The sequence below is a fragment of the Pseudomonas sp. Tul2A7 genome, assembly GCF_054790505.1.
The window spans coordinates 2,577,872-2,604,736 of sequence record NZ_CP186499.1 but is presented as its reverse complement, the minus strand read 5'-3'; the positions used below and the strand labels follow the sequence as shown (position 1 = coordinate 2,604,736).

The window sequence follows — 26,865 nt, the reverse complement described above, 5'->3', positions numbered from 1 at the left end:
CGCCAGTGTAGCGAATTCAACCGGGCAGCGCGCTCCAGTCGAACGGCTCGGCGAAGCTCGCAGCGTCCTCGGCGATCAATGGCCGCGCCACGAGGAAGCCCTGCACGTACTCACAGCCATGGGCTTGCAGCCATTGATATTGCTCGATGGTTTCAACGCCCTCGGCAATCACCAGCAAACCGTATTGCTTGCACAGACTGATGACCGTGCTGACCAGCGAGGCGTCCCGTTTGGAGTCCGGCAATCGCGCGATGAGATGGCGATCGAGTTTTAGCGTATCCAGTTCCAGATCGCGCAAATGCGCCAACGAACACGGCCCGGAACCGAAGTCATCCAGCGCCACGCGCACACCGAGATTGCGCAGCAAACGCAGCTGTTTGCGGGTTTCATCGGGGTTTTGCATCAGCGCTTCTTCGGTGACCTCGACCTCCAGTTGCCGAGGCTGCAAGGCGTGTCGCTCCATGACCTGGCGCAATTCGGTGACCAGATTCGGCAGGCTGAACTGCGTGTTGCTCAAACTCACGCCGAGCACCAGGTCCTCGGCAAACAGGGTTTCCCAGGCTTTGCGCTGACCGGCGCCACGATGATAAATCCAGCTGCCGAGTCGGCTGATCAGCCGCGCCTCTTCCAGCAGCGGCAAGAACAGTCCCGGCGGCACATCGCCGACACTCGGATGCTGCCAGCGCAACAACGCTTCAAAGCCACGAATCTGGCCCGTGTCGATGGCTACTTGCGGCTGATAGACCAGATTGAAATCGCGATTCTCGATGGCGGCACGCACACTTTCTTCGAGCATCAGTCGGGAGCGCGCCCGGCCGTTCATTTCATGATCATAAAAGCGATATTGCTGACGTCCGGCGCGTTTGGCCTCGTACATCGCGATATCGGAGGCACGCAGCAATCCGTCAAGGTTGGAGCCGCAGTCCGGGTAAGTGGCGATACCGATGCTGGCACCCAGCGCGATGTCCAACCCTTCGATCTGCTGACAGATCGACACCCGCTCAATGAGCTTTTCGGCAATCTTCGCCGCTTGCTCGGGAAACTCCAGATCCAGCAGCGCGGTGAATTCATCCCCGCCCATGCGCGCAAGAATGTCGAACGGTCGCAGGCAGGCTTTCAATTGCTCGGAAACCCAACGCAACACCCGATCGCCGGCATCGTGACCGAGCGAATCGTTGACCCGCTTGAAGCCGTCGAGATCCAGATAGAGCAACACCCAACTGCTGTCGCTGCGCTCGCCGCGCAGCAGCAGGTTTTCAACGGTCTGGTAAAAGCCGCGACGGTTGAGCAACCCGGTCAGAGGATCGGTCACCGCTTGAAATTCCAGTTGCTGGTGCAGGTGCCGCACCACCGACATGTCCAGCACGGTCACCACCATCGCGTGTTGCTCGGAAGGCAGCGCGGCGCACGACAGCGCCACCGGCACTTGCTGGCCGGGCGCGGTGCGCAGCAAGGCGTCGTGCAGTCTTAATGTTTCGCCACGCTTGTAGCTGGCATAAAACTCGGAATCGGCCCACAGCGGAATGTGCGGTTTCTGAAGAAAATCGAGAAACTCCTTACCTTCCAGCTCCTTCACCGGCGCATTCAACAACCGCGAAATCGCTGGGTTGGCAAAGCGGATCAAGCCGTCCTCGCCCACCACCAATATCCCCTCGGCAGCGTTATCCAGCACCGAAGCATTGAAGGCGCGCGCCAACTCCAGATCATGACTCAAGCGCTGCAACGCGCGGCGATTGCGCTGATGTTCCAGCAACGCCTGCACTTTGGGCTTGAGGATCTGCGGGTCGAACGGCTTGAACAGGTAATCCACCGCGCCACTCGCGTAGCCCTTGATCACGGCGTCTTGTGATTGCTCGTTGGCGGTCAGAAAGATAATCGGCGTCAGGCGCGTGCGCTGGCTGCCGCGCATCAGCCGCGCCACTTCAAAACCGTCCATGCCCGGCATCTGCACGTCCAGCAGCACCAGGTCGACATCGTGGGAGAGCAGAATATTGAGCGCTTCGAAACCGGAGGCTGCGGTGAGGACGTGCCAATCCTGGCGCTGCAGCAACGCGCGCATGCTGATCAGATTTTCAGGGTAATCATCAACGATCAAAAGGACAGAGCTGCCTTCACCTGGCGGGGGTTGCGCGCATTCCATGCTGCTTCTCTTGTCGGGACTTCAGGGCGATTCCGGTAAAACCGTACGTACATCGAGCCTTCACTCTAGTCGTGGATCCGAAAAAGCAGAAGCTGTCATCAGGCCATCATTTAACCAAAGCGTGAGTTTGCCGACTAACGGTCACCGCTGAAGCCCCCGGAAACCGGCAGAGATGGCATTTCGACAGGATGTTGACGTCAATCATCTGCCAAACGGGCATTAACAAAAAATCCCTCTACGCTTATAAAGGCCGCCCCAAAACGTGCGGGCTAGAGCTTCTGGCACGTACGTGCAGTGAAACTTGAGTGGAAGAACCGACATGATCGATCTCGCAACCTGGAACCTCAGCGTTCCCGTTGGCAGCCCGCCATACACCGTCGAAACCTCAAAACTGGTGAACGGCTTCAAAGATCAGTACTTCCATTCCGACACCGGCACCTTGTTCTTCTGGTCACCGGTTACCGGGTCAAAAACCGAAAACGCCATCTACCCGCGCACCGAACTGCGTGAAACCTACAGCAACGGCACCCTGCGCAACTGGTACTACCCGGACGCCGACAACCTGCTGCGCGCGACCCTCACCGTCAACAAAGTGCCCAGCTCGGGCAAGATCGTCATCGGCCAGATTCATGCTTATGAAAGCCAGAAGCCGATGGTCAAACTCGAATACCAGTACAAGACCAAAACTGAAACCGGCAACCTGGTGATCAAGGTGCGCATGCACCCGGATGACGACGAAAGCCGTGTCATCACACTGGCTACCGGGATCAAACTGGATCGCGAATTCAACTACCTTATTCACTTGAGCCCCGGCGGCGCACTCGGCATCAGCGCGGCGGGTTATCAGTGGGACTCACAGATCAGCGCGACGTGGCGGAACAAACCGTTGTACTTCAAGGCTGGGGTTTATGTGCAGGACAACACCGGGTACACCAGCGAAGGTGGCCAAGTGACCTTCTCCAAACTCGACATCGATCACGACAAGTAACCAATCCCCACTGTAGGAGCTGCCGAAGGCTGCGATCTTTTGATCTTGTTTTTGATTCTAAAAAGACAAAATCAAAAGATCGCAGCCTTCGGCAGTTGCCACCTTTAAACAGCGCTGTTTAGATCTGTCGGCGGTTACTTCCCGAAGCCTACAACAGCTTGCGTCGTTGCCTACGGGTACGCCAGAATCCGCCGGCTTGTGCGCCTGGCGGGCCATCGGTAACTTGATTCGCGTCACTGATTTCCAGTGATCGGGTTTAGTAGCCCGTGGTTACGCGAAGCGTATGTGCATCCGTTCAGTCAGGTATTTCTAAACCTGCACTTGATGGTAGCTGTACGCAGGGCGCCTTCGGGTGCGCCGGTCGCGTCTCCCCGGTCTACTAACCTGCGTTCAGCTGCCACCCCTTCGTTTAGTAGCGATCCGGTGTCGGCTCCATTTACCGGAGACGAAACATGATCAGATCAACGCCGCACCCGCCAGAAACAGATCCCGCATCCCCCTACGAATCCCTCGACTCAAAAAAACTCCACGACGCCGCAGAGCGCGCCCTCGACCATTACCTCAAACCGTCCGCCTTCATCATGGCCAGCACGCATAAACCCGAACCCATGTACCTCGCCAACCCGAAGTACAACACCGAATCCCTGCTGGCCAACGCCAGCGAAACCCTGGGTTCAGCCAGCGAAATGCTCAACAACTTCGCCGCGACGCTCGATACCTCGCACCGCAAGACAGCCCTGGGGATCGCGCAGGTGGTCATGCTCGGTGAATTGGCAGTGAATCAAGCGCTGGATCACGTGGAGTTGAAGGAATAGCCACCCATATCGGACTTTTCATCTAAAAACCTCTTGGATGTCCGCTGTAGGTGACAATTCCTTGTAACTGATGGGAAATCAACCACAGATAAACCCGCCCCGCGGCGGGTTTATTCTATAACAGTCCAACGCTCCGACTTATTTGCCCTTAGCCTTGAACTCTTCCTTCAGATAACGCCAGTAACATCGCTTCCAGCGAGATCGTTTTGGTCTTCAAAGTATTACCGGCAGTAGCGAATACTTCATTACGAGCGATACACACATCACGCATCGGGATCACAGTAACTCCGGAGATCTTACGTGGGTGGAATTCGCTCAAATTGCTTAAATAAAGGGAACAGACCTGCTTAAATTCCAACTTCTTATACCGAATTTATGAATTACCCGAACAGATCATCGCGAATGACTATAAAAAACTGTCATTTCTATCAGGTTACAAGAAACAGACTTCAACCTAACCTCATCAGCGTGATACCGGAAAAACGACTTCGGACTGAAATTTAGCCCGAGCCTTAAATATCGCGAGCAAAAGGTTAAGAAAATAATGCTTACTTTCCAAGGAACCGTCTCTGATACAGGCGAAAGCAATCCCGCCACACTTACATTTGATGACCTAAGCCAACAGGCTGGCAAGTTAAATAATGGGAAAATGAAATATTACGGGCTTAACTTCACCGTCACCGGGAACTATACCGCGAAGACATCCAGATCTTTTAATCTTCAGGCAAAAGCAAAAGCTTCAGATGGGGATGAATATGGGCATGGAGACAGTTCACTCACCATCACCCTGAAGTCGTCCGATGGCAACGACAATCAGTTGGGCGGTACTGTTAAAGTTCTCGCAGGCGGGCCGAATGTGGGTAAGACCTACAATATGAACTTCACAAGAGGGTAACCCCAGAGCACAAAAAACCCGCCTTTCGGCGGGTTTCTTGAATCAGCAAATTAACGCTCAGGCTCAGTTAACCTTAGCGTTCAACTCACCCTTCAGATAACGCTGGAACATCGCTTCCAGAGAAATCGGCTTGATCTTCGAAGCATTACCCGCAGTACCGAACGCTTCATAACGAGCGATACACACATCACGCATTGCAGTCACAGTCGCGCCAAAGAATTTACGTGGGTCGAACTCGCTCGGGTTGGTGGCCATCAGGCGACGCATCGCACCGGTGGACGCCAGACGCAGGTCGGTGTCGATGTTGACCTTGCGCACGCCGTGCTTGATGCCTTCGACGATTTCTTCAACCGGTACGCCGTAGGTTTCTTTGATGTCGCCGCCGTACTGGTTGATGATTGCCAGCCACTCTTGTGGCACCGAGGACGAACCGTGCATCACCAGGTGGGTGTTCGGGATGCGCTTGTGGATTTCCTTGATGCGGTCGATCGCCAGCACGTCACCGGTTGGTGGCTTGGTGAACTTGTAAGCGCCGTGGCTGGTGCCGATGGCGATTGCCAGGGCATCGACCTGGGTGCGTTTGACGAAGTCAGCGGCTTCTTCCGGGTCGGTCAGCATTTGGCTGTGATCCAGAACGCCTTCAGCGCCGATGCCGTCTTCTTCACCGGCCATGCCGGTTTCCAGCGAACCCAGGCAGCCCAGCTCGCCTTCTACCGAGACGCCGCAGGCGTGAGCCATGGCCACGGTTTGTTGGGTAACGCGGACGTTGTAGTCGTAGTCGGTCGGGGTCTTGCCGTCTTCGCCCAGCGAGCCGTCCATCATCACCGAGCTGAAGCCCAGTTGAATCGAGCGCTGGCAGACGTCAGGGCTGGTGCCGTGGTCCTGGTGCATGCACACCGGGATGTGCGGGAATTCTTCGATCGCGGCGAGGATCAGGTGACGCAGGAAAGGCGCGCCGGCGTATTTGCGAGCGCCGGCCGAAGCCTGGACGATCACCGGGGAGTCAGTCTTGTCAGCGGCTTCCATGATGGCGCGCATCTGCTCAAGGTTGTTGACGTTGAAAGCTGGAACGCCGTAGCCGAATTCGGCTGCGTGGTCCAACATCTGGCGCATGCTGATAAGTGCCATTGTGTGTGTCTCTCCCGGTTGAGGGTCGTTAATCGTGCCAGCCTGCCGGAGCGGCGGCGGCTATTCAAGTGATTGCAGATCGGGGGTTGAGGCCCGGTCTGGTGATTCGATAAAGCCGATTCTTCAGAACTGCGCAGAACCCTTGTAGGAGTGAGCCTGCTCGCGATAGCAATCTTTCAGTCAATATTGCAGCGGCTGTCATACCGCTATCGCGAGCAGGCGAAGGCCTACAATGGGCCTGCGGTGTTGCAATTATTCAGCTTTGCAGCCGCGGCCGATCAGGTCATTGGTGGCGACCCAGTACACCAGGCCTTCCTCTCCCTTGACGTGAAACGCCAGCATGCCGTCGCTGTACAGCGTGCCCGAGGCGCCCGGCTCTTCTTTCAGGCGATAGACCTGATCACCGCCGCCCAGTCGAACGTCGACTTCCTTCTGGCCGGCATCGGCGTAACGCCACAGCACTTTGGCCTCGCTGTCGCAGGTCCAGGTGGTCCAGTTGTCCGCCGGAGCAGACGACTGAAACAGGTTCAACTGCGCGCATCCGCCCAACAATGCCAACGCCGCAATGGCGATCAAGCCTTTCATCCGTGTTCCTCGACTGACGGCACACGCCGCCAGCCCTGAGTTAAAGAGTCAGACCCGTCAAGGACAACCATGTTCCTTGGCCGGGGTTTGCGTCTCGTATTTGTCCAGGCCGTCCGGCCCCGAGCGCTTGTTCAGCACCGGGTTGGTTTCGGCCTGCCAGTCGGCCTGATAACAGCCCTTCTGCGACTCGCTCGGCGCCGGCGTGGCTTCGGCCTTCGGGTTACTCCCGCAGGCCGCCAGCGTACCGGTCAGCAACAACAGCGCTAACGACTTGACCATGTAAACACTCCTTTGCCTGGCCAAACGGGCGGCCTCAGGCCTTGGCCCGGCTTTCCAGGACTTCAACGGCTGGCAGCACTTTGCCTTCGACGAATTCGAGGAACGCGCCACCACCGGTGGAAATGTAGGAGATTTGCTCAGCCACGCCATATTTATCGATGGCGGCCAGAGTGTCGCCACCGCCAGCAATCGAGAATGCCGAGCTTTCAGCAATGGCCTGGGCCAGCACTTTGGTGCCGTTGCCGAACTGGTCGAATTCGAACACGCCGACCGGGCCGTTCCACAGAATGGTTTTCGACGATTTCAGCAGTTCGGCGAAGTTGGCTGCAGTTTGCGGACCGATGTCCAGAATCATGTCGTCAGCCGCAACGTCAGCGATCAGCTTCACGGTGGCTTCTGCGGTTTCAGAGAATTCTTTGGCAACCACTACGTCAACCGGCAGCGGCACGCTGACCTTGGCGGCGATGGCGCGCGCGGTGTCGAGCAGGTCTGGCTCGTACAGCGACTTGCCAACCGGGTGACCGGCCGCCGCGAGGAAGGTGTTGGCGATGCCGCCGCCGACGATCAGTTGATCGCAGATCTGGCTCAGGCTGTTCAGTACGTCGAGTTTGGTCGACACCTTGGAGCCGGCAACAATGGCCGCCATTGGCTGAGCCGGTGCGCCGAGGGCTTTGCCCAGTGCATCCAGTTCAGCGGCCAACAGTGGACCAGCAGCGGCGACTTTGGCGAACTTGGCCACGCCGTGGGTCGAACCTTCGGCGCGGTGAGCGGTGCCGAAAGCGTCCATTACGAACACGTCGCACAGGGCCGCGTATTGCTGAGCCAGTTCGTCAGCGTTCTTTTTCTCGCCCTTGTTGAAGCGCACGTTTTCGAACAGCACGATGTCGCCGGCCTTGACGTCAACGCCGCCGAGGTAATCAGCCACCAGCGGCACTTCACGACCCAGCGCTTTGCTCAGGTAGTCAGCGACTGGCTTGAGGCTGTTCTCGGCGGAGAACTCGCCTTCGGTCGGACGGCCAAGGTGCGAGCAGACCATCACCGCCGCGCCTTTTTCCAGGGCCAGCTTGATGGTCGGCAGCGAAGCCAGGATACGCGCATCGCTGGTGACAACACCGTCCTTGACTGGGACGTTGAGGTCTTCGCGGATCAATACGCGCTTACCTTGCAGATCGAGGTCGGACATCTTCAACACGGTCATGGGTCGCACTTCCTACGGTTTTTTTGAAGTTGCTGTTTGCAGATAGTGTTCTGCAACGTCCAGCATTCGGTTGGCAAAACCCCATTCGTTGTCGAACCAGGCCAGGATGTTCACCAGTTTTGGGCCGGAAACACGGGTCTGACTGGCATCGACGATGGCCGAATGTGGGTCATGGTTGAAATCACAACTGGCGTGCGGCAGCTCGGTGTAAGCGAGCAAGCCTTTGAGCGGGCCATTGGTGGCGGCCTCGCGCAGGATCCGGTTGACCTCATTGGCGTCGGTCGCCGTGGCGGTCTGCATCGTGATGTCGAGGCAGGACACGTTGACCGTCGGCACGCGTACGGCTTTGGCCTGAATTCGCCCGGCAAGTTCCGGCAGCAGGCGCTCGATACCGCGCGCCAGACCAGTGGACACCGGGATCACCGACTGGAACGCCGAACGGGTGCGGCGCAGGTCTTCGTGGTGATAGGCGTCGATCACTGGCTGATCGTTCATCGCCGAGTGAATGGTGGTGATCGACACGTAATCGAGGCCGATCGCCTTGTCGAGCAAGCGCAACAGCGGCACGCCGCAGTTGGTGGTGCACGAGGCGTTGGACACCAGCAGTTCGTCGCCGGTCAGGCAATCCTGATTGACGCCGTAAACGATGGTGGCGTCGACATCCGCCTCGCTGGCCATCGGCTGCGAGAACAACACGCGCGGCGCGCCAGCGTCGAGAAAGCGCTGGCCGTCTTCACGGGTGTTGTAGGCACCGGAGCATTCGAGCACCAGATCGACGCCCAGCGATGCCCAATCGATTCCTTCGGGGGTGGCACTGCGCAAAACCTTCACGCAATCGCCATTAATATGCAGACAATCGCCTTCTACTCGCACCTCGCCCGGAAAGCGGCCGTGGGTGGAGTCGAAGCGTGTCAGGTATTCGATGCTGGCCATGTCCGCCAGATCGTTGATCGCGACAATTTCAAACCCGGCTTTCTCGCCTCGCTCAAACAACGCACGCAAGACGCAACGACCAATCCGGCCGTAGCCGTTGAGTGCAACTTTGTAAGGACGCGGTTGAGGCATGGGGTTCTCGATTACCGTGGTGAATCGGGTAGTGCGATGTTGCCCGAACCAACGCTTTCGCGAGCAGGCTCGCTCCCACATTGGAATGCATTTCCCTGTGGGAGCGAGCCTGCTCGGGAAGGCGTCAGCTCAGACGACATCTTTTCCGGATCAGTCTTCCAGCAGTTCTTCAGCCTGACCCAGGATGTTTTCCAGGGTGAAGCCGAACTCTTCGAACAATGCCGAAGCCGGTGCCGATTCGCCGTAAGTGGTCATGCCGATCACGCGACCTTCCAGACCCACGTACTTGAACCAGAAGTCAGCGTGAGCCGCTTCGATGGCGATACGTGCGCTGACTTGCAACGGCAGCACGGCTTGCTTGTAGCCGGCGTCCTGAGCATCGAACACGCTGGTGCACGGCATGGAAACCACACGAACCTTGCGACCTTGCTCGGTCAGTTTGTCGAAGGCCTGAACCGCCAGACCGACTTCCGAACCGGTGGCGATCAGGATCAGCTCAGGCTCGCCTGCGCAGTCCTTCAGCACGTAACCGCCACGGCTGATGTCGGCAATCTGGCCGGCATCGCGTTCCTGGTGCTGCAGGTTCTGACGCGAGAAAATCAGCGCCGATGGGCCGTCCTTGCGCTCCAGAGCGTTTTTCCAGGCCACGGCCGATTCAACGGCATCGGCTGGACGCCAGGTGTCGAGATTCGGTGTGGTACGCAGGCTGGTCAATTGCTCGATCGGCTGGTGCGTCGGGCCGTCTTCGCCCAGACCGATGGAGTCGTGGGTGTAGACGTGGATCACTTGCTTCTTCATCAGCGCCGACATGCGCACGGCGTTGCGCGCGTACTCCATGAACATCAGGAAGGTCGCGCCGTAAGGCACCAGGCCGCCGTGCAGGGTCACGCCGTTCATGATTGCGGTCATGCCGAATTCGCGCACGCCGTAGTACATGTAGTTGCCGCTGGCGTCTTCAGCGCTGACACCTTTGCAACCTTTCCACAGGGTCAGGTTGGAACCGGCCAGGTCAGCCGAACCACCGAGCAGTTCCGGCAGCAGCGGGCCGAAGGCGTTCAGGGTGTTCTGGCTGGCTTTACGGCTGGCGATGGTTTCGCCTTTGGCCGCGACTTCAGCGATGTAGGCCGAAGCTTTTTCGGAGAAGTCGGCCGGCAGTTCACCGCTCAGGCGACGTACCAGTTCGTTGGCTTCAGTCGGGAATGCAGCGGAGTAGGCAGCGAAACGCTGATCCCACTCGGCTTCCGCCGCGCGACCTTTTTCCTTGGCATCCCACTCGGCATAGATGTCGGCCGGGATTTCGAACGGGCCGTGGTTCCAGTTCAGCGCCTGACGGGTCAGGGCGATTTCTGCGTCACCCAGTGGAGCGCCGTGGCAATCTTCTTTGCCCTGCTTGTTCGGCGAACCGAAACCGATGGTGGTCTTGCAGCAGATCAGCGTCGGCAGCGGGCTCTTGCGCGCGGTTTCGATGGCAGTCTTGATCTCTTCCGGATCGTGACCGTCAACGTTACGGATCACTTGCCAGTTGTAGGCTTCGAAACGCTTCGCCGTGTCATCGGTGAACCAGCCTTCGACTTCGCCGTCGATGGAGATGCCGTTGTCATCGTAGAAAGCGATCAGCTTGCCCAGACCCAGAGTACCGGCCAGGGAAGCGACTTCGTGGGAAATGCCTTCCATCATGCAGCCATCACCCAGGAACACGTAGGTGTGGTGGTCGACAATGTTGTGGCCAGGACGGTTGAACTGCGCGCCCAGCACTTTTTCAGCCAGAGCGAAGCCCACAGCGTTGGCCAGCCCCTGACCCAGCGGGCCGGTGGTGGTTTCAACGCCCGGGGTGTAACCGAATTCAGGGTGGCCCGGGGTGCGGCTGTGCAGTTGACGGAACTGCTTGAGGTCTTCGATCGACAGGTCGTAACCGGTCAGGTGCAGCAGCGAGTAGATCAACATCGAGCCGTGGCCGTTGGACAGCACGAAGCGGTCACGGTCGGCGAACGATGGATTGCTCGGGTTGTGCTTGAGGTAGTCGCGCCAAAGCACTTCGGCGATATCTGCCATACCCATAGGGGCACCGGGATGGCCGCTGTTGGCTTTTTGCACGGCATCCATGCTGAGGGCACGAATGGCGTTGGCACGCTCACGACGGCTAGGCATCGCTGATCTCCTGGGTTCTGGTAAGTCGAAACGGAAAAAAGGAGGGCATTTTCCCTCACCGGGGCGCCTCGGGGCAATGACAGATAGTCATCGGGGGGCGTTTTTCCAATGGATAGCAGCGCTTTCTGTTGGTGAAACCTTTCCGCTACTCGTTTGTAGAGTTAACCGGTGGGTGAGAAGTGCAATAAAAAGCGCCATTGATCGAGCAATATCAAAACTTTTTGATATTGCCCTTGCGATGAATTCCCCCCGTCTCTAGACTGCGGCCCTATGAATTTACGCGTGCCTTCCATTCGCCATGACGATTGCGACGAGCTGGCGGCCCTGTGCAAGGCCGGCGGCGATCCGTTGCGGCTGAATGTACTGCGCGCATTGGCCAACGATTCGTTCGGTGTTCTGGAACTGGCGCAGATTTTCGGCATTGGCCAGTCCGGCATGAGTCATCACCTCAAGGTACTGGCACAAGCCGACCTGGTGGCGACGCGCCGTGAAGGCAACGCGATTTTCTATCGCCGCGCCCTGCCCCACACCGAACTGCTCGGCGGCAAGTTGCACGCGGCATTGTTAGAAGAAGTCGACAATCTGGATCTGCCTGACGATGTGCAAGCGCGCATCGAGCAGGTTCACGGCCAGCGTGCCGCCGCCAGTCAGGACTTTTTCGCCCGGGTCGCGGAGAAATTCCGTGCCCAGCAAGACTTGATCGCAGGCTTGCCGCAGTACCGTGACAGCGTGCTGGCCCTGCTCGACAAACTGAACTTCGATGGCGCTGCCACGGCCATTGAAGTCGGCCCCGGCGATGGTGCTTTTCTGCCGGAACTGGCGCGTCGCTTCGGCACCGTAACCGCGCTGGACAACAGCCCGGCGATGCTCGAACTGGCGCGTCAGGTTTGCGTTCGTGAACAGCTGGCTAACGTCAGCCTGCAATTGGCCGATGCATTGAATGGCACAAGCCTTCAGGCCGATTGCGTGGTGTTGAACATGGTGTTGCACCATTTCGCCGCGCCGGCCGATGCGCTCAAGCACATGGCCGACCTGCTGCAACCGGGCGGTAGTCTGCTCGTGACAGAGTTATGTAGCCACAACCAGAGTTGGGCCAGGGAGGCCTGCGGTGATCTGTGGTTGGGGTTTGAACAGGACGATTTGGCCCGTTGGGCCACCGCTGCGGGACTCGTTCCCGGGGAAAGCCTCTATGTAGGCTTACGTAATGGTTTCCAGATCCAGGTCCGCCACTTTCAGCGACCGGCTGGCGACACTCACCATCGGTAAATTCAGGAAAACATCGAGATGAGCGAATACTCCCTCTTCACCTCCGAGTCCGTGTCCGAAGGGCATCCGGACAAAATCGCCGACCAGATTTCCGATGCGGTGCTGGACGCCATCATTACCCAGGACAAACACGCACGTGTTGCCGTGGAAACCCTGGTCAAGACTGGCGTGGCAATCGTTGCCGGTGAAGTGACCACCAGCGCCTGGGTCGATCTGGAAGAGATCGTGCGTAACGTGATTCTCGACATCGGCTATAACAGCTCCGACGTCGGCTTCGACGGCGCGACCTGCGGCGTGATGAACATCATCGGCAAGCAATCCCCAGACATCAACCAAGGTGTTGACCGTGCCAAGCCTGAAGATCAGGGCGCCGGCGACCAGGGCCTGATGTTCGGCTATGCCAGCAACGAAACCGACGTTTTGATGCCAGCACCGATTACCTTCTCGCACCAACTGGTACAGCGCCAGGCCGAAGCCCGTAAATCGGGTCTGCTGCCTTGGCTGCGTCCGGACGCCAAGTCGCAAGTGACTTGCCGTTACGAAGGCGGCAAGGTTGTCGGTATCGACGCTGTTGTTCTGTCGACACAGCACAACCCTGAAGTGTCGTACAAAGACCTGCGCGAAGGCGTGATGGAGCTGATCGTCAAGCACGTGCTGCCTGCCGAACTGCTGAGCAAAGACACCCAGTTCCACATCAACCCGACCGGCCAGTTCATCATTGGCGGCCCGGTAGGTGACTGCGGTCTGACCGGTCGCAAGATCATCGTCGACAGCTACGGCGGCATGGCCCGTCACGGCGGCGGCGCGTTCTCCGGTAAAGATCCATCGAAGGTTGACCGTTCGGCTGCCTACGCTGGCCGTTATGTTGCCAAGAACATCGTCGCTGCCGGCCTGGCCGAGCGTTGCGAGATTCAGGTTTCCTACGCGATTGGTGTGGCTCAGCCTACTTCGATCTCGCTGAACACCTTCGGCACCGGCAAGATCAGCGATGACAAGATCGTCAAACTGGTGCGTGAAGTGTTCGACCTGCGTCCATACGCAATCACCACCATGCTCGATCTGCTGCACCCGATGTACCAGGAAACTGCAGCGTACGGCCACTTCGGTCGCACGCCAGAGACCAAGACTGTTGGCGAAGACACCTTCACCACCTTCACCTGGGAAAAAACCGACCGCGCCGACGCCCTGCGTTCTGCTGCTGGTCTGTAAGACTTCCCCGGCGGTACAAAAAAGCCCCGCACGGTTCGCGCCGTGCGGGGCTTTTTCATGTCTGAATTCCGGAGTTCAACTCATAACGTTCAGGTCGATGCATATCCAGCAAACCACTCGGTCAGTCCCCTCTCTCCCCGGGAGAGGGTTAGGGTGAGGGGCTGTTTTCCCTGCAAAGAAACAAGCGGTAAAACACCCACCCGGCAGAGTAAATATCTTCACCTAACCTTCAAACACTCCCCTTGAGCAAGGACGCTCACGATGCTTGCCACGCTGCGCCTGATATTTATTTTCCTGCTGATGTCTGCAACGTTCAGCGCCCAAGCCACCTGCCCGAACTGGCCTGCGCCCCAAGCCCAACGCGAAATCACTACCCTGCAAAAACAGATCAACCAATGGGACGACGCCTACCACCGCGAAGGCCGCTCACTGATTGCCGATGAGCTCTACGATCAATCCCTTGCGCAACTGAACGAGTGGCGAGCGTGTTTCAAACTGCCCTCGCCACTCGATCCTTTGCGCACAGTTTCAGGCTCAAACGCGCACCCCATCGCCCATACCGGCCTGGATAAAATCCACAAAGATGAGGCCGCGGGAGCCTGGCTACGTGATCGCAAGGACGTCTGGATACAACCCAAAGTCGACGGCGTCGCAGTGACGTTGATTTATCGCGCGGGCGTTTTGCAACAGGTCATCAGTCGCGGTGACGGGGTTCGTGGGCAAGACTGGACGCCATCAGCGCAGAAGATCGGCGCCATTCCTCAACGCCTGACACAACCATTGGATCTGCTGGTGCAGGGCGAACTCTACTGGCGCTTGAACGAGCACGTGCAAGCTCGATCCGGCAGCGTTAACGCTCGCTCCACCGTCGCGGGCCTGATGGGACGCAAAACCCTGGATGCCGAGCAAGCCACCGGTATCGGACTGTTCGTCTGGGACTGGCCACAAGGCCCAGCGCGATTGCCCGAGCGAATAGCCACGTTGGCGACGCTGGGTTTCGCCACGATTGAACCGTACAGTCATCCTGTCGCCGACTTTGCTGCAGCACAGAAATGGCGCGATCACTGGTATCGATCACCCATCCCCTTTGCCACTGACGGCGTGGTATTGCGCCAGAGCCAACGACCACCCGCCGAGCGCTGGCAGGCTCGCGCTCCGTATTGGGCAGTTGCGTGGAAGTATCCTTTTGCTCAAGCGCTGGCCGAAGTGCGCAAGGTCAACTTCAAGATCGGGCGCACCGGGCGTATCACGCCAGTACTCGAACTCAAACCCGTCATGCTCGATGACCGGGAAATCAAACGGGTCAGCGCCAGTTCCTTCAAACGCTGGCAAGACCTGGATATCCGCCCCGGCGACCAAGTGGCAATCAGCCTCGCCGGCCTGACCATCCCACGGCTCGACAGCGTGGTGCTGCGCGCCGCCGAACGCCCAGACCTCAACATCCCCAACGCCGACGACTTCCACACCTTGAGCTGCTGGCAACCCACGCCCGGCTGCGAAAGCCAGTTTCTCGCGCGCCTGACCTGGCTCAGTGGCAAACAAGGGCTGGCGCTGCAACATGTCGGTCGTGGCACTTGGGAGAAACTTTTCGAAACAGGCCGCGTGAACAACCTGCTGGATTGGTTGACCCTCGAGGGGCCGGAGCTTGCTAACATTGCCGGCTTCGGCGAACGCAGCAGCGAACGCCTGATGAACAGCTTTCACAGCGCTCGCCAGCGGCCGTTCGCCCAATGGCTCAAAGCCTTGGGCTTGCCGCCAACCGGTCAGGCACAACTGCCTGATTCGTGGCAGGCGCTGGCACAACGCGACACCGAACAATGGCAGGCCGAAGCCGGTATCGGCCCGGGACGCGCAGCGCAATTAAGCGCATTCTTTCGCGATCCGCAGGTGCTGGCCTTGAGCGAAACCCTACATGCCGCCGGAATCGACGGTTTCTGACTACGCAATCCCGGCGCGCCGGGAACCCATCGGTCACTGAGGCGCTCCAACAGCGCAGTGCCTGACCGACCCGATTGCCTTTGCACATGGAGCTTTTATGAAATTTCTCGCACCGCTCGCCATGCTGACCCTTTGCGGCGTGATGGCCGCCCCTGTCATGGCCGACGAAGACGCCCCGGGCCTGACCGGTTGCGCTGCCAAGAAGCAGGGCATCATGAATCAGATCGAACAGGCCAAGTCGCGCGGCAACGCCGATCAGCAGGCAGGCCTGGAAACGGCCTTGCGTGAAGTGACCGAACACTGCACCGACGCCGGCCTGAAGAAAGAACGCGAAAACAAGGTGCTCGAAGCCAAGCACGAAGTGAGCAAGCGTCAGGCTGATCTCGACAAAGCCATGAAAAAAGGCGATCCGGAGAAGATCAACAAGCGCAAAGACAAGCTGGCCGAGTCGCGCAAAGAACTGCAGGATGCGCTGGACGAAATCGATAAGTAAAAATCAAAAGATCGCAGCCTGCGGCAGCTCATACATTGATCAGGGTAGGAACTGCCGCAGGCTGCGATCTTTTAAATATCAATGATCGCGAAACTGTTTATGGCAAGCGCTGCAGGCATCTTCAACTTTCTGCACCGCCGGCCCGAGGTTGCTGGCCTTGTACGGCTGAACCTGGCTGGCGATCACCAATTCACCGGTGGCCGCTTCCAGGGTGCGGGCCATTTCCTGAAACTGCGCCTGCTTCTGCCAGACATCGTCCTTGGCGCTGGTGTGATCTTCTTCGCGAACCTGCGGAAAATGCTTCCACGGTTCATGGGACAACGCATCGAGTTTGAGCGCGCCGTCGGCGAACTTCGGCCCGTCGAACGGAATACGCCCACGCAACATGCCGCCCAGGTCTTCGCCGGTTTTGAGCATTTGCTTGAAGATCGCTTTGCGTTGGCCCAACGGAGAATTCGGATCGACACCGCCACAGGCGGACAAGGTCAGACAGGCCAGCAATACAACAGAAATGCTTTTAAGAGTCATGGTGGCTTCAGGTCACGGAATTCGGCGGCCAGTATCCTCGCGTCACCACCAAACACCAATAGCCCTATTAAAATACGGGTTGTTCGAACGCATGGAGCACTCGGACAACCGGCACAGGAATTACTCCATGAATAGCCGTCTCAAGGCCTGGCGTCACCCGCTGATCGTCACGCTTCCACTGTTGGCGATCCTCGCTGGCTGCACCGGTGGTGACACCGCCAAGCCAAAAACCCATGCGCTGGCCACTTATTCCAGCGCCACTTGGGAGGCCTTGCCAGCAGTGTCCGATAGCGATCTGGTCGCCGGTTTCGGTTCGTGGCGCAGCGCCTGCACCCGACTCAAGGCTGACGCGGTCTGGGGCACAACCTGTGCAGCAGCGGCCAATGTGCCGCAGAGCGCCGCAGAGATTCGTGCGTTCCTCAAACAGAATCTCGATGTCTACGGCCTGCGCGCTGAAAACGATAACCCCAACGGGTTGATCACCGGCTACTACGAGCCAGTCTACCCCGGCAGCCTGACGCCCACCGACGTGGCCAACGTGCCGGTGTATGGCGTGCCGGAAGACATGATCATCGTCTCGCTCGACAGCATTTATCCCGAACTCAAAGGCAAACGCCTGCGCGGTCGCCTCGAAGGTCGAGTGCTCAAACCTTACGACGACGCAGCAACCATCGAATCCAAAGGTGTGAAGGCCCCCGTGGTGGCCTACCTGACCGACCCGATGAATCTGCAATTCCTGCAGATTCAAGGCTCCGGACGCATTCAGACCGAGGACGGCAAACAGCTGCGCATCGCCTACGCCGATCAGAACGGCCACCCGTACCGCCCAATCGGCCGCTGGCTGGTCGAGCAAGGTGAGCTGAAGAAAGAAGACGTGACCATGAACGCGATCAGCAACTGGGCCAAGGCCAATCCGTCGCGCATTCCCGAACTGCTTGGCAGTAACCCGAGCTATGTGTTCTTCACCCGCAACCCGGACAGCAACGAAGGCCCGCGCGGTTCGCTGAACGTGCCGCTAACGGCTGGTTACAGCGCAGCGGTGGATCGCAAGGTAATTCCGTTGGGCAGCCTGTTGTGGCTATCAACCACAAAACCGGATGGCACTGCACTGGTCCGCCCGGTGGCGGCACAGGACACCGGCGGCGCGATTGCCGGTGAGGTCCGTGCAGATCTGTTCTGGGGCACCGGTGATGCGGCCGGGCAACTGGCCGGGGACATGAAGCAGCAGGGGCAGATCTGGATGCTTTGGCCTAAAGGTGCAGCGCTGCCACAAGTGCCGCAGGTGGCTGATACAGAGAAGAAGTAACCCTTAGGATTTTTGTCGTGTGAACAATGGCTTTCGCGAGCAGGCTCGCTCCCACAGTTGGACTGCATATCCATGTGGGAGCGAGCCTGCTCGCGAAGAGACCATCAGCAACACCCGAGTATCAGACCGACACGAAGAAGAACGAAGCAATCAACCCCATCCCCACAAACCACACCAGCGACCGCAAGATCGCCCAGTCCGCCAGATAGCAAATGATGTACAGCAGGCGACTGGTGATAAACAGCACCGCCAGCACATTGACCGTCACCAACTCCGCCGTCCCCACCAGGTGCGCGACGATCACCGCCGCTGCAAACGCCGGCATCACTTCAAAGCTGTTCAGTTGTGCCGCGTGCGCCCGACGGGCCACGCCACCCACGCTATCAAGGAAATCCCGGGGATCATGATTATCCCCCAGCCTGAAACCGCCCGAGACCTTGGCCACAATCGTGCACACATATGGCAGAAAAATCGCGATCAACACACACCACAGAGCCACCGTCATAACGCCGTCCTTTTTTCGAGTTATAGAATTCGCGGGCGGTCAGAACTTCATCACCAACATGCCGATCAGCACCAGCCCACAGGCTAAGAGCCGCGGCCGGCCAAAAGGTTCTTTGAGGTAGCGCATGCCGAACAGCACCACCAGAATCACGCTGATCTCGCGCAATGTCGCCGCTTCCGCAATCGAGCCCAACTGCATCGCCCACAGCACCAGAGCGTAGCTGGCCAATACGCAGAAGCCCACCGCCAGCCCCAGCTTCCATTGCTCACGCCAGAACTGCATGAACGCCGGACGCTTGGCGACCCACGCCAGCAACGGAAACGGCCAGGCGCTGAGCAGCGTGACCCAGACCAGGTAATCGAGCGGATGCGACCAGCGCCGCAACGCCTGGCCATCGATGTAGGTGTAGCAACCGATACACAGGCCGATCAACGCCACCACCGGCAGCATCGACCATGGCAAATGCTTGCCGCCACCGCCCTGCCACAACAGACAAACCATGCCCAACGGAATCAGCATGATGCCGAAAATCTGCTGGGTGGTGAGCACTTCACCGGCGAAGATCAAGGTCAGCGCCAGCACCACCAGCGGCGATAGTCCGCGCATCAGCGGATACACCAGGCCCAGATCGCCGACCCGATAAGCCTGAATCAGCAGGTAGCGATACAGCAATTCAAACGCTGCCGACGCCAGAATCCACGGCCAGATATCCATGGGCGGCAAGCTCACGAATGGCAGCGCGATGGCGACGACCAGCAACGCCACGGTGTCCATGCACGCCACCACCAGCAACCGTTCGGCGCTGAATTTGATCAATGTATTCCACGTCGCATGCAACAGCGCCGCCATCAATACCAACCCCGTCGCCAGCACGTCTTACCCCTTATTTTTATGAGTCCCCATGCAGGAGCTGCCGCAGGCTGCGATCTTTGATTCTGATTTTTAACAGCAAGATCAAAAGATCGTCCGAACGCGGCCCGAGCCTGCGGCAGCTCCTACAGTGAATCGTCGAATAGTCAGATTATTGATTCGCGATGTGTCAGCAGCTGTTTATACTGCAGGCGACCACGCCGCACTCAGTTGCGCACAGAAAAATACCAATAATTCCTGCCTGCACCGCCCTTCTTCGAGATCGGTCGTCGGCCTGCGTATGCCTGATCAAAGCGTCAAGACTACCGACAGAGACCTTGCGCATGCCACTCGCCTTGCTTGCACTCGCTGTTGCCGCGTTCGGCATCGGCACCACCGAATTCGTCATCATGGGCCTGCTGCCCGACGTCGCCCGCGACCTCGCCGTGAGCATTCCTCACGCGGGTCTGCTGATCACCGGATACGCACTTGGCGTGGTGTTCGGCGCGCCAATCCTGGCGATCGGCACCGCGAACATGCCGCGCAAAGCGACGCTGCTGGGCATGACGCTGATGTTCATCCTCGGCAACGTGCTCTGCGCCCTGGCGCCGAACTACGCGACGCTGATGGCCGCTCGCGTTGTCACCGCCCTCTGTCACGGCGCGTTCTTCGGCATTGGCTCGGTGGTCGCCGCCGGACTGGTGGCGCCGAACAAACGCGCGCAGGCGATTGCGATGATGTTCACCGGCCTGACACTGGCCAACGTCCTCGGCGTGCCATTGGGCACGGCGCTCGGGCAATACGCCGGCTGGCGTTCGACTTTCTGGGCGGTCTCGGTGATTGGTGTCGTCGCCGCCCTGGCGCAGTGGCTGTGGTTGCCGAAACACATCCCGATGGACAAGGCCAACCTCGCCAGCGAATTCAAGGTGCTGGGCAAGGTCAATGTGTTGCTGGCGCTGGGCATGAGCGTGTTGGCCTCGACCAGCCTGTTCAGCGTGTTCACCTACATCGCGCCGATCCTGCAGGACATCACCGGCGTCAGCCCGCACGGCGTCACGGCGATGCTGCTGTTGTTCGGCGTCGGTTTGACCGGTGGCAGCATGCTCGGCGGGCGTCTGGCTGATAGCCGTTTGTTGCCGTCGCTGGTCGGTGTGGCCCTGGCGGTGGTGGTGATTCTGGCGGCGTTCAGTCAGACCAGCCGTTCGGTGGTGCCGGCGGCGATCACCTTGGTGCTGTGGGGGATTTTCGCTTTTGCGCTGTGCCCGATTCTGCAATTGCTGATCATCGATCAGGCCCATGAAGCGCCGAACCTCGGCTCGACATTGAATCAGAGTGCTTTCAACCTCGGTAATGCGGCGGGGGCGTGGATTGGCGGGCTGGTGGTTGCCAGTGGCGCGGATCTGGCGGACTTGCCGTGGACCGGTGCGCTTGTTGGCGTATTGACCGTGCTGACGGCGCTGTTTTTTATCTATCTGCAACGTCGCGAAGCGGCTGCGGTCAATGTGTCCGGCTAGCCCTCACCCTAGCCCTCTCCCAGAGGGAGAGGGGACTGAATGGGGGATATTTGAGAGATACGCCGACGTGAAACCGCTTTGCTGAATCCATAAGCGATAAGGTCTTCCAGGTCGATGTCTGACGCCAGACACCTCGGTTTGCCCCCTCTCCCTGAGGGAGAGGGGACTAATTGGGGGAGGCTTCAGAAGTACGCCTACCTGAACGCGCATTGCCGAATCCATAATCGACTCGGTTATTCAGGTCGATGCATGCCGCGAGACAATAAGGTCGGCTCCCTCTCCCTCCGGGAGAGGGCTGGGGTGAGGGAAGCTTGTGCCCTCTGTCGCTCTCAGCCCATCCAACCCCTGCACCAAAGATTCGGTGCGCTATCTTTCACCCCTCATCCAAAGGACCCCGGATGCTTGAACTTGTCGCCGCTTTCATCTGCCTCACCACCCTCCTGACTTTCGTCAACTTCCGCTTCATCGGCCTGCCGCCGACCATCGGCGTGATGGTTACCGCGCTGCTGTTCTCGCTGATCCTGCAAGGCCTGAGCGTGCTCGGCTATCCCGGTCTCGAAGAACGCGTGCAGCAACTGATCGGCCAGATCGACTTTGGCGATCTGCTGATGAACTGGATGCTCTCTTTCCTGCTGTTCGCCGGCGCCTTGCACGTCAACCTCAACGACCTGCGCAGCTACCGCTGGCCCATCGGCCTGTTGGCGACCTTCGGCGTGTTGATCGCCACCACTGTGATCGGCAGCCTCGCCTATTACATTTTTGCCCTGTTCGGCTGGCACGTGAGCTTCTTGTATTGCTTGCTGTTCGGCGCGTTGATTTCGCCAACCGACCCGATTGCGGTGCTCGGCGTGCTGCGTACCGCCAACGCCTCGAAGCCGCTGAAGACCACCATCGTTGGCGAATCGCTGTTCAACGACGGCACAGCTGTTGTGGTGTTCACCGTATTGCTGGGCATCGCCCAACTTGGCGAAACCCCGACCGTCAGCGCCACGGCGATGTTGTTCGTTCACGAGGCGATTGGCGGTGTGCTGTTCGGCGGGCTGATCGGTTATCTGGTCTATCGAATGATCAAGAGCGTCGAGCAGCATCAGATCACTGTGATGCTGACCTTGGCGCTGGTCATTGGCGGTTCGGCGATGGCCACGGAGATTCACGTTTCCGCGCCGATCGCGATGGTGGTGGCCGGTCTGATCATCGGCAACGTCGGGCGCAATCTGGCGATGAATGACATGACCCGCCGCTATCTCGACGGTTTCTGGGAATTGCTCGATGACATGCTCAACGCGCTGCTGTTCGCGCTGATCGGTATGGAGCTGTTGCTGCTGCCATTCAACTGGCTGCACATGGCAGCGGCAGGGTTGTTGGCGGTGGCGATTCTGCTCTCACGCCTGCTCACCGTAGCTCCGGCAATTGTCCTGCTACGCCGCTGGCGGACAGTGCCGGCCGGCACCATCCGGATTCTGACCTGGGGCGGTTTGCGCGGCGGTGTTTCGGTGGCACTGGCGCTGGCCCTGCCGCTGGGCCCGGAGCGCGATCTGCTGCTGAGCATCACTTACATCGTGGTGTTGTCGTCGATCCTGTTGCAGGGCCTGACCATCGGCAAACTGGTCAAGCACGCGACTCGCAACGAGCCGAGTGCTGCGACCGAAACCGCGCACTGACACATCACTGCGGCGCCGTCGTGGAGTACTTTCATGACGGATCGCAGAGTAATTCGAGCAGATGTCGCATCGCCAACGGGCGGTGCGGCGTCGAGCTGTGCATCACCACCAGTTCCCGCGAATAACGCTGCTGCTTTTCCACCGGCAGGACATACATTCCGTCCAGCGCCATCCCGGCCCATTGCGGCACCAGTGACACTCCCATCCCCTGATTGACGAGCATGACGATGGTTTCCAGCGCATCCAGTTCACACAGCACATTCGGCTCGATCGCCTGCTCGTCGAGGTAGCGCTGTGCAATCTGCCCGCCCCATGAACGCGCGTCGTAACGTATGAATGGACCTGCACGCAGCAATGTTTCCAGCGATTGCCCGGTGTGCGTGGCCGGAGCAACCAGAACCAACGGCTCGATCTTAAGCACGGTCAGCGCCAGAGCCTTGGGTGGCTGAAATGGTGGCCTGACCAGAATCGCCGCATCCAGTTCGCCCGCCAGCACTTTTTCGTAAAGGCTTTTTGAATCCCCGGGCGTGATCTTCAGCTTCAACGCCGGCGCCGAAAATGCCAATCGCTCGATCAACCCCGGCAACACACCCGTCAACGCCGTCGAGATCGCGCCAATTTTCACCTCTCCCGTCAGAGCATCGTGGTTCAGATCGTTTTGCAACGCCTGCGCCTGTTCGATGATCGCCCTGATTTGCGGCAGCACCTGCAGACAGAGATCCGATGGCCGTACGGCATGCGCGGTGCGCACCAACAAGGCATAACCCAGTGACCGTTCGAGAGCCTGAACTCGCTGACTGATCGCCGCCGCCGTGCGGTTTTCGCGGCGCGCGGCGGCCGCAATCGAACCGGTTTCAACTACTGCGATCAGGCTTTGAAGAAAGCGCACGTCCATAAGTTTTCCTTTCGCTCAGAACAAGGCGAAGCCGTTTTGCCCCGCCGCATGGCCTGTTTAACCTGTGTGTTCCTTCACTCAGGGCTATCACATGAACAGACCTTTTCACGCTGCATACCATGTTTGCGACCTGGAACAGACGCGGACTTTTTATCGAGATGTGTTGGGCTGCACTGAAGGCCGCAGTACAGAGACGTGGGTCGACTTCGACTTTTTCGGCAATCAACTCTCGCTGCACCTGGGCAAACCCTTCGCGACAACCCGCACCGGGCAGGTCGGCGAGCACAAGGTGCTGATGCCACACCTCGGCGTGGTGCTGCCGCTAGAGGAATGGCTGGAACTGGCCGAGCGGCTGAACCGCCTGGGCACTCACTTTGAAATCCCACCGGTGATTCGTTTCGCCGGCGAAGCGGGCGAGCAACGCACGATGTTCTTCCTTGACCCCAGCGGCAACCCGATCGAAGTCAAAGGCTTCAAGGACTTCAACGGTCTGTTTGCGCATTGATTCCAACCCCAACAAACACAATAAAAAGGGGCACAGCATGAGTAGCAAAACATCCACCAGCCTGGTCACTCGCATCATGATCGGGCTCGCCGCCGGGGTCGTCGTCGGCATCCTCCTCAACCAGTTTCCCGAACACAAAGCCTGGTTTATCGACAACCTGCTGCAACCGGCGGGCGACCTGTTTATCAGGCTGATGAAAATGATCGTCGTACCGCTGGTCTTTGCCTGCATGGTCGTTGGCATTGCCGGCGCGGGCAGTACCAAGGCCTTGGGACGGGTCGGGATAAAAACACTGGTGTATTTTTTCACGATCACCAGCATCGCCATCGTCTTCGGGCTGATCATCGGCAACGTATTCCAGCCCGGCGCTGGCGCGGATTTCAGCAGCACCTTGCAAGCACCGGTCACCGGCCTGGCCGCTACGGGTGAAACGCAGAACCTGGGTCGAACCTTGGTCAACATCGTCCCGGACAACATCGTATTGGCCATGTCGCAGGGCAAACTGCTGTCGGTGTTGTTCTTTGCCATCCTGTTCGGCTGCGCCTTGTCGATGCTGCCCGAGCAACAGAAGGCGCCGCTGATCGCGGTGATGCAGGCGGTTTCCGACACCATGTTCAAGGTCACGCATCTGGTCATGCACTATTCGCCGATCGGCATCTTCGGCCTGATCGGCGTGACCGTGGCCAGCTTCGGTTTGAGTGCCTTGCTGCCGCTGGCCAAGCTGATCGGCATCACTTACGTAGCCGTGCTGCTGTTCGCATTCTGCGTGCTGGGGTTGGTAGCACGAATCGCCGGGATCCGTTTTTTCCATCTGATTCGGGAAATACGCAGTGAACTACTGCTGGCCTACAGCAGCGCTGCTTCGGCCACGGTGATGCCGCAGTTGATCGAAAAAATGGAACGCTACGGGGCGCCGCGTCCGATCACCAGCATGGTCATTCCATTGGGTTACTCGTTCAACCTGGACGGCGCATCACTGTTTGCAGGGCTGGGCACGTTGTTCATCGCTCAGGCTTATGGCATTGACCTGGGTCTGGCAGATCAGGCGATGCTGGTGCTGATCATGGTGCTGACATCCAAAGGCGCGGCGGGCGTGCCGGGCTTCATGTTCATCATTCTGACGGCAACGCTGACCGCCGCCGGATTGCCAGTGGAAGGCGTGGCGATCATCGCTGGCGTTTACCGGTTGATGGACATGCCGGTGACTGCGCTGAACGTGTTGGGCAACGCGCTGGCACCGCTGGTCATTGCGCGTTGGGAAGGCCAGCTCAAGGCGCCTGAAAGCGAGCCGGCCGCGTCACCGGTCAGCCCGCCGTTCAACGCCTGAAACTATCGGCTTTTGCTGTCTGAATCATCCTCGCGGGATTCGCCAGAGGCGGGTTTATCCGTCTTTGGCGCCCCGCTCTCGCTGCGAATCTGCGCATGGCTGATCAGCGCAAAGATAAAGCTGCCACCAATGATGTTCCCCGCCAGCGTCGGCCCGGCGAAGACCATCCAGAAATCACTCCACGGCAATTCGCCGGCAAACACCAGATACGACACCTCGGCCGAACCCACCACGATGTGAGTGAAGTCGCCGAGCGCCATCAGGTAGGTGATGAGGATGATGATCCACATCTTCGCGCTCTCCATGGACGGAATCATCCAGACCATGGTGGCGATCATCCAGCCAGACACGATGCCTTTGGCGAACATCTGGCTGGCGTGGTTTTCCATGACCTTGCGGCCGATTTCGAGGAAGGCAACGTCGGTCTTGCTGTCGAAGATCGGCAGTTCGAGCATCACGTACGCGACCAGAATCGTGCCGCACAGGTTGCCGACCAGCACCACCGTCCACAGGCGAATCAGCCGTCCGAAGTTTTGCAGGGTCGGCTTGGTCATGACCGGCAGCACTGCAGTCAGGGTGTTTTCGGTGAACAGTTGCTGACGGGCAAGGATCACCGCGAGAAAACCTGCGCAGTAACCGAAGCTGGCGATCACCTTGAATTCGTCGCCCTCGGGCAGGCGCGAATTGAGCAGGCCCATGCCCATCAGCGACAGGCCCATGGTCAACCCGGCTGCCAATGCCGACCACCAGAGTGCGGCGATGCTGCGCTCCAGTTCCTGATCGCCTTGAGAGCGGATGATTTCATGCAGAACGGCCGCGCGGGGCGGCTGGTTTTTCTCGACTTCGTGCTGTTCTTTGGCCGAGAGATCGGGGGTCTTGCCGTCGGTGGGAGTGGTCATGGCGTGGGAACCGTGGGGGTGGTGTTTACCTACGACTCCCGCGGCTCACGACTGTTCAGTGACCCGATCAATCTTCAGTGACTTTGAAAGCGCTTTCGCGAGCAGGCTCGCTCCCACAGGTTCACGCTGTACCTGTGGGAGCGAGCCTGCTCGCGAAGGGCGCACCGCCGATGTCACTTGGTGACCAATTCATCTTCCTGGAACTGATCTTTCACATATTTGATTTCAGTGCGGCCATGCGGTGCCGGCAAGCCGTCTTCACCGAGGTTCACAAATACCATCTTCTCAACGGTCAGAATGCTCTTGCGAGTGATCTTGTTGCGCACTTCACAAGTCAGGGTGATCGAGGTGCGGCCGAACTCGGTGGCGGTGATGCCCAGTTCGATGATGTCGCCCTGGCGCGAGGCGCTGACGAAGTTGATTTCGGAAATGTACTTGGTCACCACGCGCTGATTGCCCAACTGCACGATGGCGTAAATCGCCGCTTCTTCGTCGATCCAGCGCAACAGGCTGCCACCGAACAGGGTGCCGTTGGGGTTGAGGTCTTCGGGTTTTACCCATTTGCGGGTGTGGAAATTCATCTTCACTCCTGAGTGTCTTGCCGAACGATGGACGGTATCTTGGCAGACTGAGCGGTCAGGCTCCATGCGGCTTCGACTATGGTCGTCATTAACGATCTTCATCTGGCCGACAGAAACCCTTTGGAAGATCAGTCTAGACGGCTATAAT

25 protein-coding genes are annotated in these 26,865 nt (G+C 58.8%); 12 read left to right on the top strand and 13 right to left on the bottom strand.

Annotated features, from left to right (window positions below):
* Positions 1-16: 16 nt before the first annotated feature.
* Positions 17-2,140 carry a putative bifunctional diguanylate cyclase/phosphodiesterase gene (locus ACOYXJ_RS11705; RefSeq protein WP_150793255.1) on the bottom strand — a complete coding sequence of 708 codons (2,124 nt, stop codon included), beginning with the start codon at positions 2,138-2,140 and terminating at the stop codon, positions 17-19.
* Positions 2,141-2,459: 319 nt separating this feature from the next.
* Between ACOYXJ_RS11705 and ACOYXJ_RS11700 the strand changes: the two genes are divergently transcribed.
* The 3 genes from ACOYXJ_RS11700 (at position 2,460) to ACOYXJ_RS11690 (ending at position 4,838) form a co-directional block, all read left to right on the top strand.
* On the top strand, positions 2,460-3,128 hold the full coding sequence (locus tag ACOYXJ_RS11700; protein WP_016987239.1) for a polysaccharide lyase family 7 protein: 669 nt from the start codon (positions 2,460-2,462) through the stop codon (positions 3,126-3,128).
* 452 nt (positions 3,129-3,580) lie between these two features.
* The gene (locus ACOYXJ_RS11695) at positions 3,581-3,943 is read left to right on the top strand and encodes a DUF6124 family protein (RefSeq protein WP_460369561.1); all 363 of its coding nucleotides are present in this window, start codon (positions 3,581-3,583) and stop codon (positions 3,941-3,943) included.
* Positions 3,944-4,487: 544 nt separating this feature from the next.
* A complete protein-coding gene (locus ACOYXJ_RS11690; RefSeq protein WP_460369559.1) occupies positions 4,488-4,838 on the top strand; it encodes a hypothetical protein in 351 nt (116 codons plus the stop codon).
* 63 nt (positions 4,839-4,901) lie between these two features.
* Here ACOYXJ_RS11690 and fba read toward each other — a convergent pair whose 3' ends face one another.
* The 6 genes from fba to tkt all read right to left on the bottom strand — a co-directional run bounded on the left by fba (position 4,902) and on the right by tkt (position 11,241).
* Positions 4,902-5,966 carry a class II fructose-bisphosphate aldolase gene (gene fba, locus ACOYXJ_RS11685; RefSeq protein ID WP_019694035.1) on the bottom strand — a complete coding sequence of 355 codons (1,065 nt, stop codon included), beginning with the start codon at positions 5,964-5,966 and terminating at the stop codon, positions 4,902-4,904.
* Between the two features lie 252 nt (positions 5,967-6,218).
* Entirely contained in the window at positions 6,219-6,551 is a 333-nt protein-coding gene (locus ACOYXJ_RS11680; protein WP_460369557.1) for an MliC family protein, read from the bottom strand.
* A gap of 57 nt (positions 6,552-6,608) precedes the next feature.
* Positions 6,609-6,830 carry a hypothetical protein gene (locus tag ACOYXJ_RS11675; RefSeq protein ID WP_007913756.1) on the bottom strand — a complete coding sequence of 74 codons (222 nt, stop codon included), beginning with the start codon at positions 6,828-6,830 and terminating at the stop codon, positions 6,609-6,611.
* A 34-nt stretch (positions 6,831-6,864) separates the two neighbouring features.
* Positions 6,865-8,028 (bottom strand): phosphoglycerate kinase, encoded by a 1,164-nt coding sequence (locus ACOYXJ_RS11670; protein ID WP_460369554.1) that lies wholly within the window; start codon positions 8,026-8,028, stop codon positions 6,865-6,867.
* Positions 8,029-8,040: 12 nt separating this feature from the next.
* Positions 8,041-9,093, bottom strand: a complete 1,053-nt coding sequence (epd, locus tag ACOYXJ_RS11665) for an erythrose-4-phosphate dehydrogenase (RefSeq protein WP_095121452.1) — start codon at positions 9,091-9,093, stop codon at positions 8,041-8,043.
* A gap of 150 nt (positions 9,094-9,243) precedes the next feature.
* A complete protein-coding gene (gene tkt / locus ACOYXJ_RS11660; protein WP_460369552.1) occupies positions 9,244-11,241 on the bottom strand; it encodes a transketolase in 1,998 nt (665 codons plus the stop codon).
* A 270-nt stretch (positions 11,242-11,511) separates the two neighbouring features.
* On the opposite strand from tkt, the gene ACOYXJ_RS11655 reads away from it, so the two are divergent.
* The 4 genes from ACOYXJ_RS11655 to ACOYXJ_RS11640 all read left to right on the top strand — a co-directional run bounded on the left by ACOYXJ_RS11655 (position 11,512) and on the right by ACOYXJ_RS11640 (position 16,147).
* Positions 11,512-12,507 carry an ArsR/SmtB family transcription factor gene (locus ACOYXJ_RS11655; protein WP_102901300.1) on the top strand — a complete coding sequence of 332 codons (996 nt, stop codon included), beginning with the start codon at positions 11,512-11,514 and terminating at the stop codon, positions 12,505-12,507.
* 18 nt (positions 12,508-12,525) lie between these two features.
* Entirely contained in the window at positions 12,526-13,716 is a 1,191-nt protein-coding gene (gene metK / locus ACOYXJ_RS11650) for a methionine adenosyltransferase (protein ID WP_016987231.1), read from the top strand.
* A gap of 261 nt (positions 13,717-13,977) precedes the next feature.
* Positions 13,978-15,654: an NAD-dependent DNA ligase LigB gene (gene ligB, locus ACOYXJ_RS11645; protein ID WP_460369549.1), complete on the top strand. Its 1,677-nt coding sequence runs from the start codon at positions 13,978-13,980 to the stop codon at positions 15,652-15,654.
* Between the two features lie 97 nt (positions 15,655-15,751).
* The gene (locus ACOYXJ_RS11640; protein WP_077574858.1) at positions 15,752-16,147 is read left to right on the top strand and encodes a DUF1090 domain-containing protein; all 396 of its coding nucleotides are present in this window, start codon (positions 15,752-15,754) and stop codon (positions 16,145-16,147) included.
* A 78-nt stretch (positions 16,148-16,225) separates the two neighbouring features.
* Here the strand turns inward: ACOYXJ_RS11640 and ACOYXJ_RS11635 are convergent, their stop codons facing one another.
* Positions 16,226-16,675, bottom strand: coding sequence for a c-type cytochrome (locus ACOYXJ_RS11635; RefSeq protein WP_460369547.1), 450 nt, complete (start codon positions 16,673-16,675; stop codon positions 16,226-16,228).
* A 127-nt stretch (positions 16,676-16,802) separates the two neighbouring features.
* Between ACOYXJ_RS11635 and mltA the strand changes: the two genes are divergently transcribed.
* Complete coding sequence (mltA, locus tag ACOYXJ_RS11630; protein WP_186616165.1) at positions 16,803-17,981, top strand: murein transglycosylase A; 1,179 nt, start codon at positions 16,803-16,805, stop codon at positions 17,979-17,981.
* Positions 17,982-18,102: 121 nt separating this feature from the next.
* Here mltA and ACOYXJ_RS11625 read toward each other — a convergent pair whose 3' ends face one another.
* Together ACOYXJ_RS11625 and ACOYXJ_RS11620 are read right to left on the bottom strand one after the other, a co-directional pair.
* Positions 18,103-18,486: an MAPEG family protein gene (locus tag ACOYXJ_RS11625; protein WP_150729912.1), complete on the bottom strand. Its 384-nt coding sequence runs from the start codon at positions 18,484-18,486 to the stop codon at positions 18,103-18,105.
* 39 nt (positions 18,487-18,525) lie between these two features.
* Positions 18,526-19,359, bottom strand: coding sequence for an EamA family transporter (locus tag ACOYXJ_RS11620; protein ID WP_460369544.1), 834 nt, complete (start codon positions 19,357-19,359; stop codon positions 18,526-18,528).
* 320 nt (positions 19,360-19,679) lie between these two features.
* On the opposite strand from ACOYXJ_RS11620, the gene ACOYXJ_RS11615 reads away from it, so the two are divergent.
* Entirely contained in the window at positions 19,680-20,849 is a 1,170-nt protein-coding gene (locus ACOYXJ_RS11615; protein ID WP_150793244.1) for an MFS transporter, read from the top strand.
* 398 nt (positions 20,850-21,247) lie between these two features.
* Positions 21,248-22,510 (top strand): cation:proton antiporter, encoded by a 1,263-nt coding sequence (locus tag ACOYXJ_RS11610; protein ID WP_150793243.1) that lies wholly within the window; start codon positions 21,248-21,250, stop codon positions 22,508-22,510.
* Positions 22,511-22,541: 31 nt separating this feature from the next.
* Here the strand turns inward: ACOYXJ_RS11610 and ACOYXJ_RS11605 are convergent, their stop codons facing one another.
* Positions 22,542-23,405: a LysR family transcriptional regulator gene (locus ACOYXJ_RS11605; protein ID WP_460369542.1), complete on the bottom strand. Its 864-nt coding sequence runs from the start codon at positions 23,403-23,405 to the stop codon at positions 22,542-22,544.
* A gap of 91 nt (positions 23,406-23,496) precedes the next feature.
* On the opposite strand from ACOYXJ_RS11605, the gene ACOYXJ_RS11600 reads away from it, so the two are divergent.
* Positions 23,497-23,910, top strand: a complete 414-nt coding sequence (locus ACOYXJ_RS11600) for a VOC family protein (protein WP_095112778.1) — start codon at positions 23,497-23,499, stop codon at positions 23,908-23,910.
* 76 nt (positions 23,911-23,986) lie between these two features.
* A complete protein-coding gene (locus ACOYXJ_RS11595) occupies positions 23,987-25,237 on the top strand; it encodes a cation:dicarboxylate symporter family transporter (protein WP_150793342.1) in 1,251 nt (416 codons plus the stop codon).
* A 2-nt stretch (positions 25,238-25,239) separates the two neighbouring features.
* Here the strand turns inward: ACOYXJ_RS11595 and ACOYXJ_RS11590 are convergent, their stop codons facing one another.
* Complete coding sequence (locus ACOYXJ_RS11590) at positions 25,240-26,136, bottom strand: formate/nitrite transporter family protein (protein ID WP_095121473.1); 897 nt, start codon at positions 26,134-26,136, stop codon at positions 25,240-25,242.
* A 173-nt stretch (positions 26,137-26,309) separates the two neighbouring features.
* Positions 26,310-26,717, bottom strand: a complete 408-nt coding sequence (locus tag ACOYXJ_RS11585) for an acyl-CoA thioesterase (RefSeq protein ID WP_016984776.1) — start codon at positions 26,715-26,717, stop codon at positions 26,310-26,312.
* Positions 26,718-26,865: the final 148 nt, after the last annotated feature.

Bases quoted from the DNA above. Each gene is read 5' to 3' on its own strand.
- mltA (WP_186616165.1), top strand. From the start codon at position 16,803: ATGAATAGCCGTCTCAAGGCCTGGCGTCACCCGCTGATCGTCACGCTT.
- ACOYXJ_RS11670 (WP_460369554.1), bottom strand. From the start codon at position 8,028: ATGACCGTGTTGAAGATGTCCGACCTCGATCTGCAAGGTAAGCGCGTA.
- ACOYXJ_RS11595 (WP_150793342.1), top strand. From the start codon at position 23,987: ATGATCGGGCTCGCCGCCGGGGTCGTCGTCGGCATCCTCCTCAACCAG.
- ACOYXJ_RS11610 (WP_150793243.1), top strand. From the start codon at position 21,248: ATGCTTGAACTTGTCGCCGCTTTCATCTGCCTCACCACCCTCCTGACT.
- ACOYXJ_RS11700 (WP_016987239.1), top strand. From the start codon at position 2,460: ATGATCGATCTCGCAACCTGGAACCTCAGCGTTCCCGTTGGCAGCCCG.
- ACOYXJ_RS11680 (WP_460369557.1), bottom strand. From the start codon at position 6,551: ATGAAAGGCTTGATCGCCATTGCGGCGTTGGCATTGTTGGGCGGATGC.
- ACOYXJ_RS11705 (WP_150793255.1), bottom strand. From the start codon at position 2,140: ATGGAATGCGCGCAACCCCCGCCAGGTGAAGGCAGCTCTGTCCTTTTG.
- ACOYXJ_RS11625 (WP_150729912.1), bottom strand. From the start codon at position 18,486: ATGACGGTGGCTCTGTGGTGTGTGTTGATCGCGATTTTTCTGCCATAT.
- tkt (WP_460369552.1), bottom strand. From the start codon at position 11,241: ATGCCTAGCCGTCGTGAGCGTGCCAACGCCATTCGTGCCCTCAGCATG.
- ACOYXJ_RS11600 (WP_095112778.1), top strand. From the start codon at position 23,497: ATGAACAGACCTTTTCACGCTGCATACCATGTTTGCGACCTGGAACAG.
- epd (WP_095121452.1), bottom strand. From the start codon at position 9,093: ATGCCTCAACCGCGTCCTTACAAAGTTGCACTCAACGGCTACGGCCGG.
- ACOYXJ_RS11635 (WP_460369547.1), bottom strand. From the start codon at position 16,675: ATGACTCTTAAAAGCATTTCTGTTGTATTGCTGGCCTGTCTGACCTTG.
- ACOYXJ_RS11590 (WP_095121473.1), bottom strand. From the start codon at position 26,136: ATGACCACTCCCACCGACGGCAAGACCCCCGATCTCTCGGCCAAAGAA.
- ACOYXJ_RS11690 (WP_460369559.1), top strand. From the start codon at position 4,488: ATGCTTACTTTCCAAGGAACCGTCTCTGATACAGGCGAAAGCAATCCC.
- ACOYXJ_RS11675 (WP_007913756.1), bottom strand. From the start codon at position 6,830: ATGGTCAAGTCGTTAGCGCTGTTGTTGCTGACCGGTACGCTGGCGGCC.
- ligB (WP_460369549.1), top strand. From the start codon at position 13,978: ATGCTTGCCACGCTGCGCCTGATATTTATTTTCCTGCTGATGTCTGCA.
- ACOYXJ_RS11585 (WP_016984776.1), bottom strand. From the start codon at position 26,717: ATGAATTTCCACACCCGCAAATGGGTAAAACCCGAAGACCTCAACCCC.
- ACOYXJ_RS11655 (WP_102901300.1), top strand. From the start codon at position 11,512: ATGAATTTACGCGTGCCTTCCATTCGCCATGACGATTGCGACGAGCTG.
- metK (WP_016987231.1), top strand. From the start codon at position 12,526: ATGAGCGAATACTCCCTCTTCACCTCCGAGTCCGTGTCCGAAGGGCAT.
- ACOYXJ_RS11605 (WP_460369542.1), bottom strand. From the start codon at position 23,405: ATGGACGTGCGCTTTCTTCAAAGCCTGATCGCAGTAGTTGAAACCGGT.
- ACOYXJ_RS11695 (WP_460369561.1), top strand. From the start codon at position 3,581: ATGATCAGATCAACGCCGCACCCGCCAGAAACAGATCCCGCATCCCCC.
- ACOYXJ_RS11640 (WP_077574858.1), top strand. From the start codon at position 15,752: ATGAAATTTCTCGCACCGCTCGCCATGCTGACCCTTTGCGGCGTGATG.
- fba (WP_019694035.1), bottom strand. From the start codon at position 5,966: ATGGCACTTATCAGCATGCGCCAGATGTTGGACCACGCAGCCGAATTC.
- ACOYXJ_RS11615 (WP_150793244.1), top strand. From the start codon at position 19,680: ATGCCACTCGCCTTGCTTGCACTCGCTGTTGCCGCGTTCGGCATCGGC.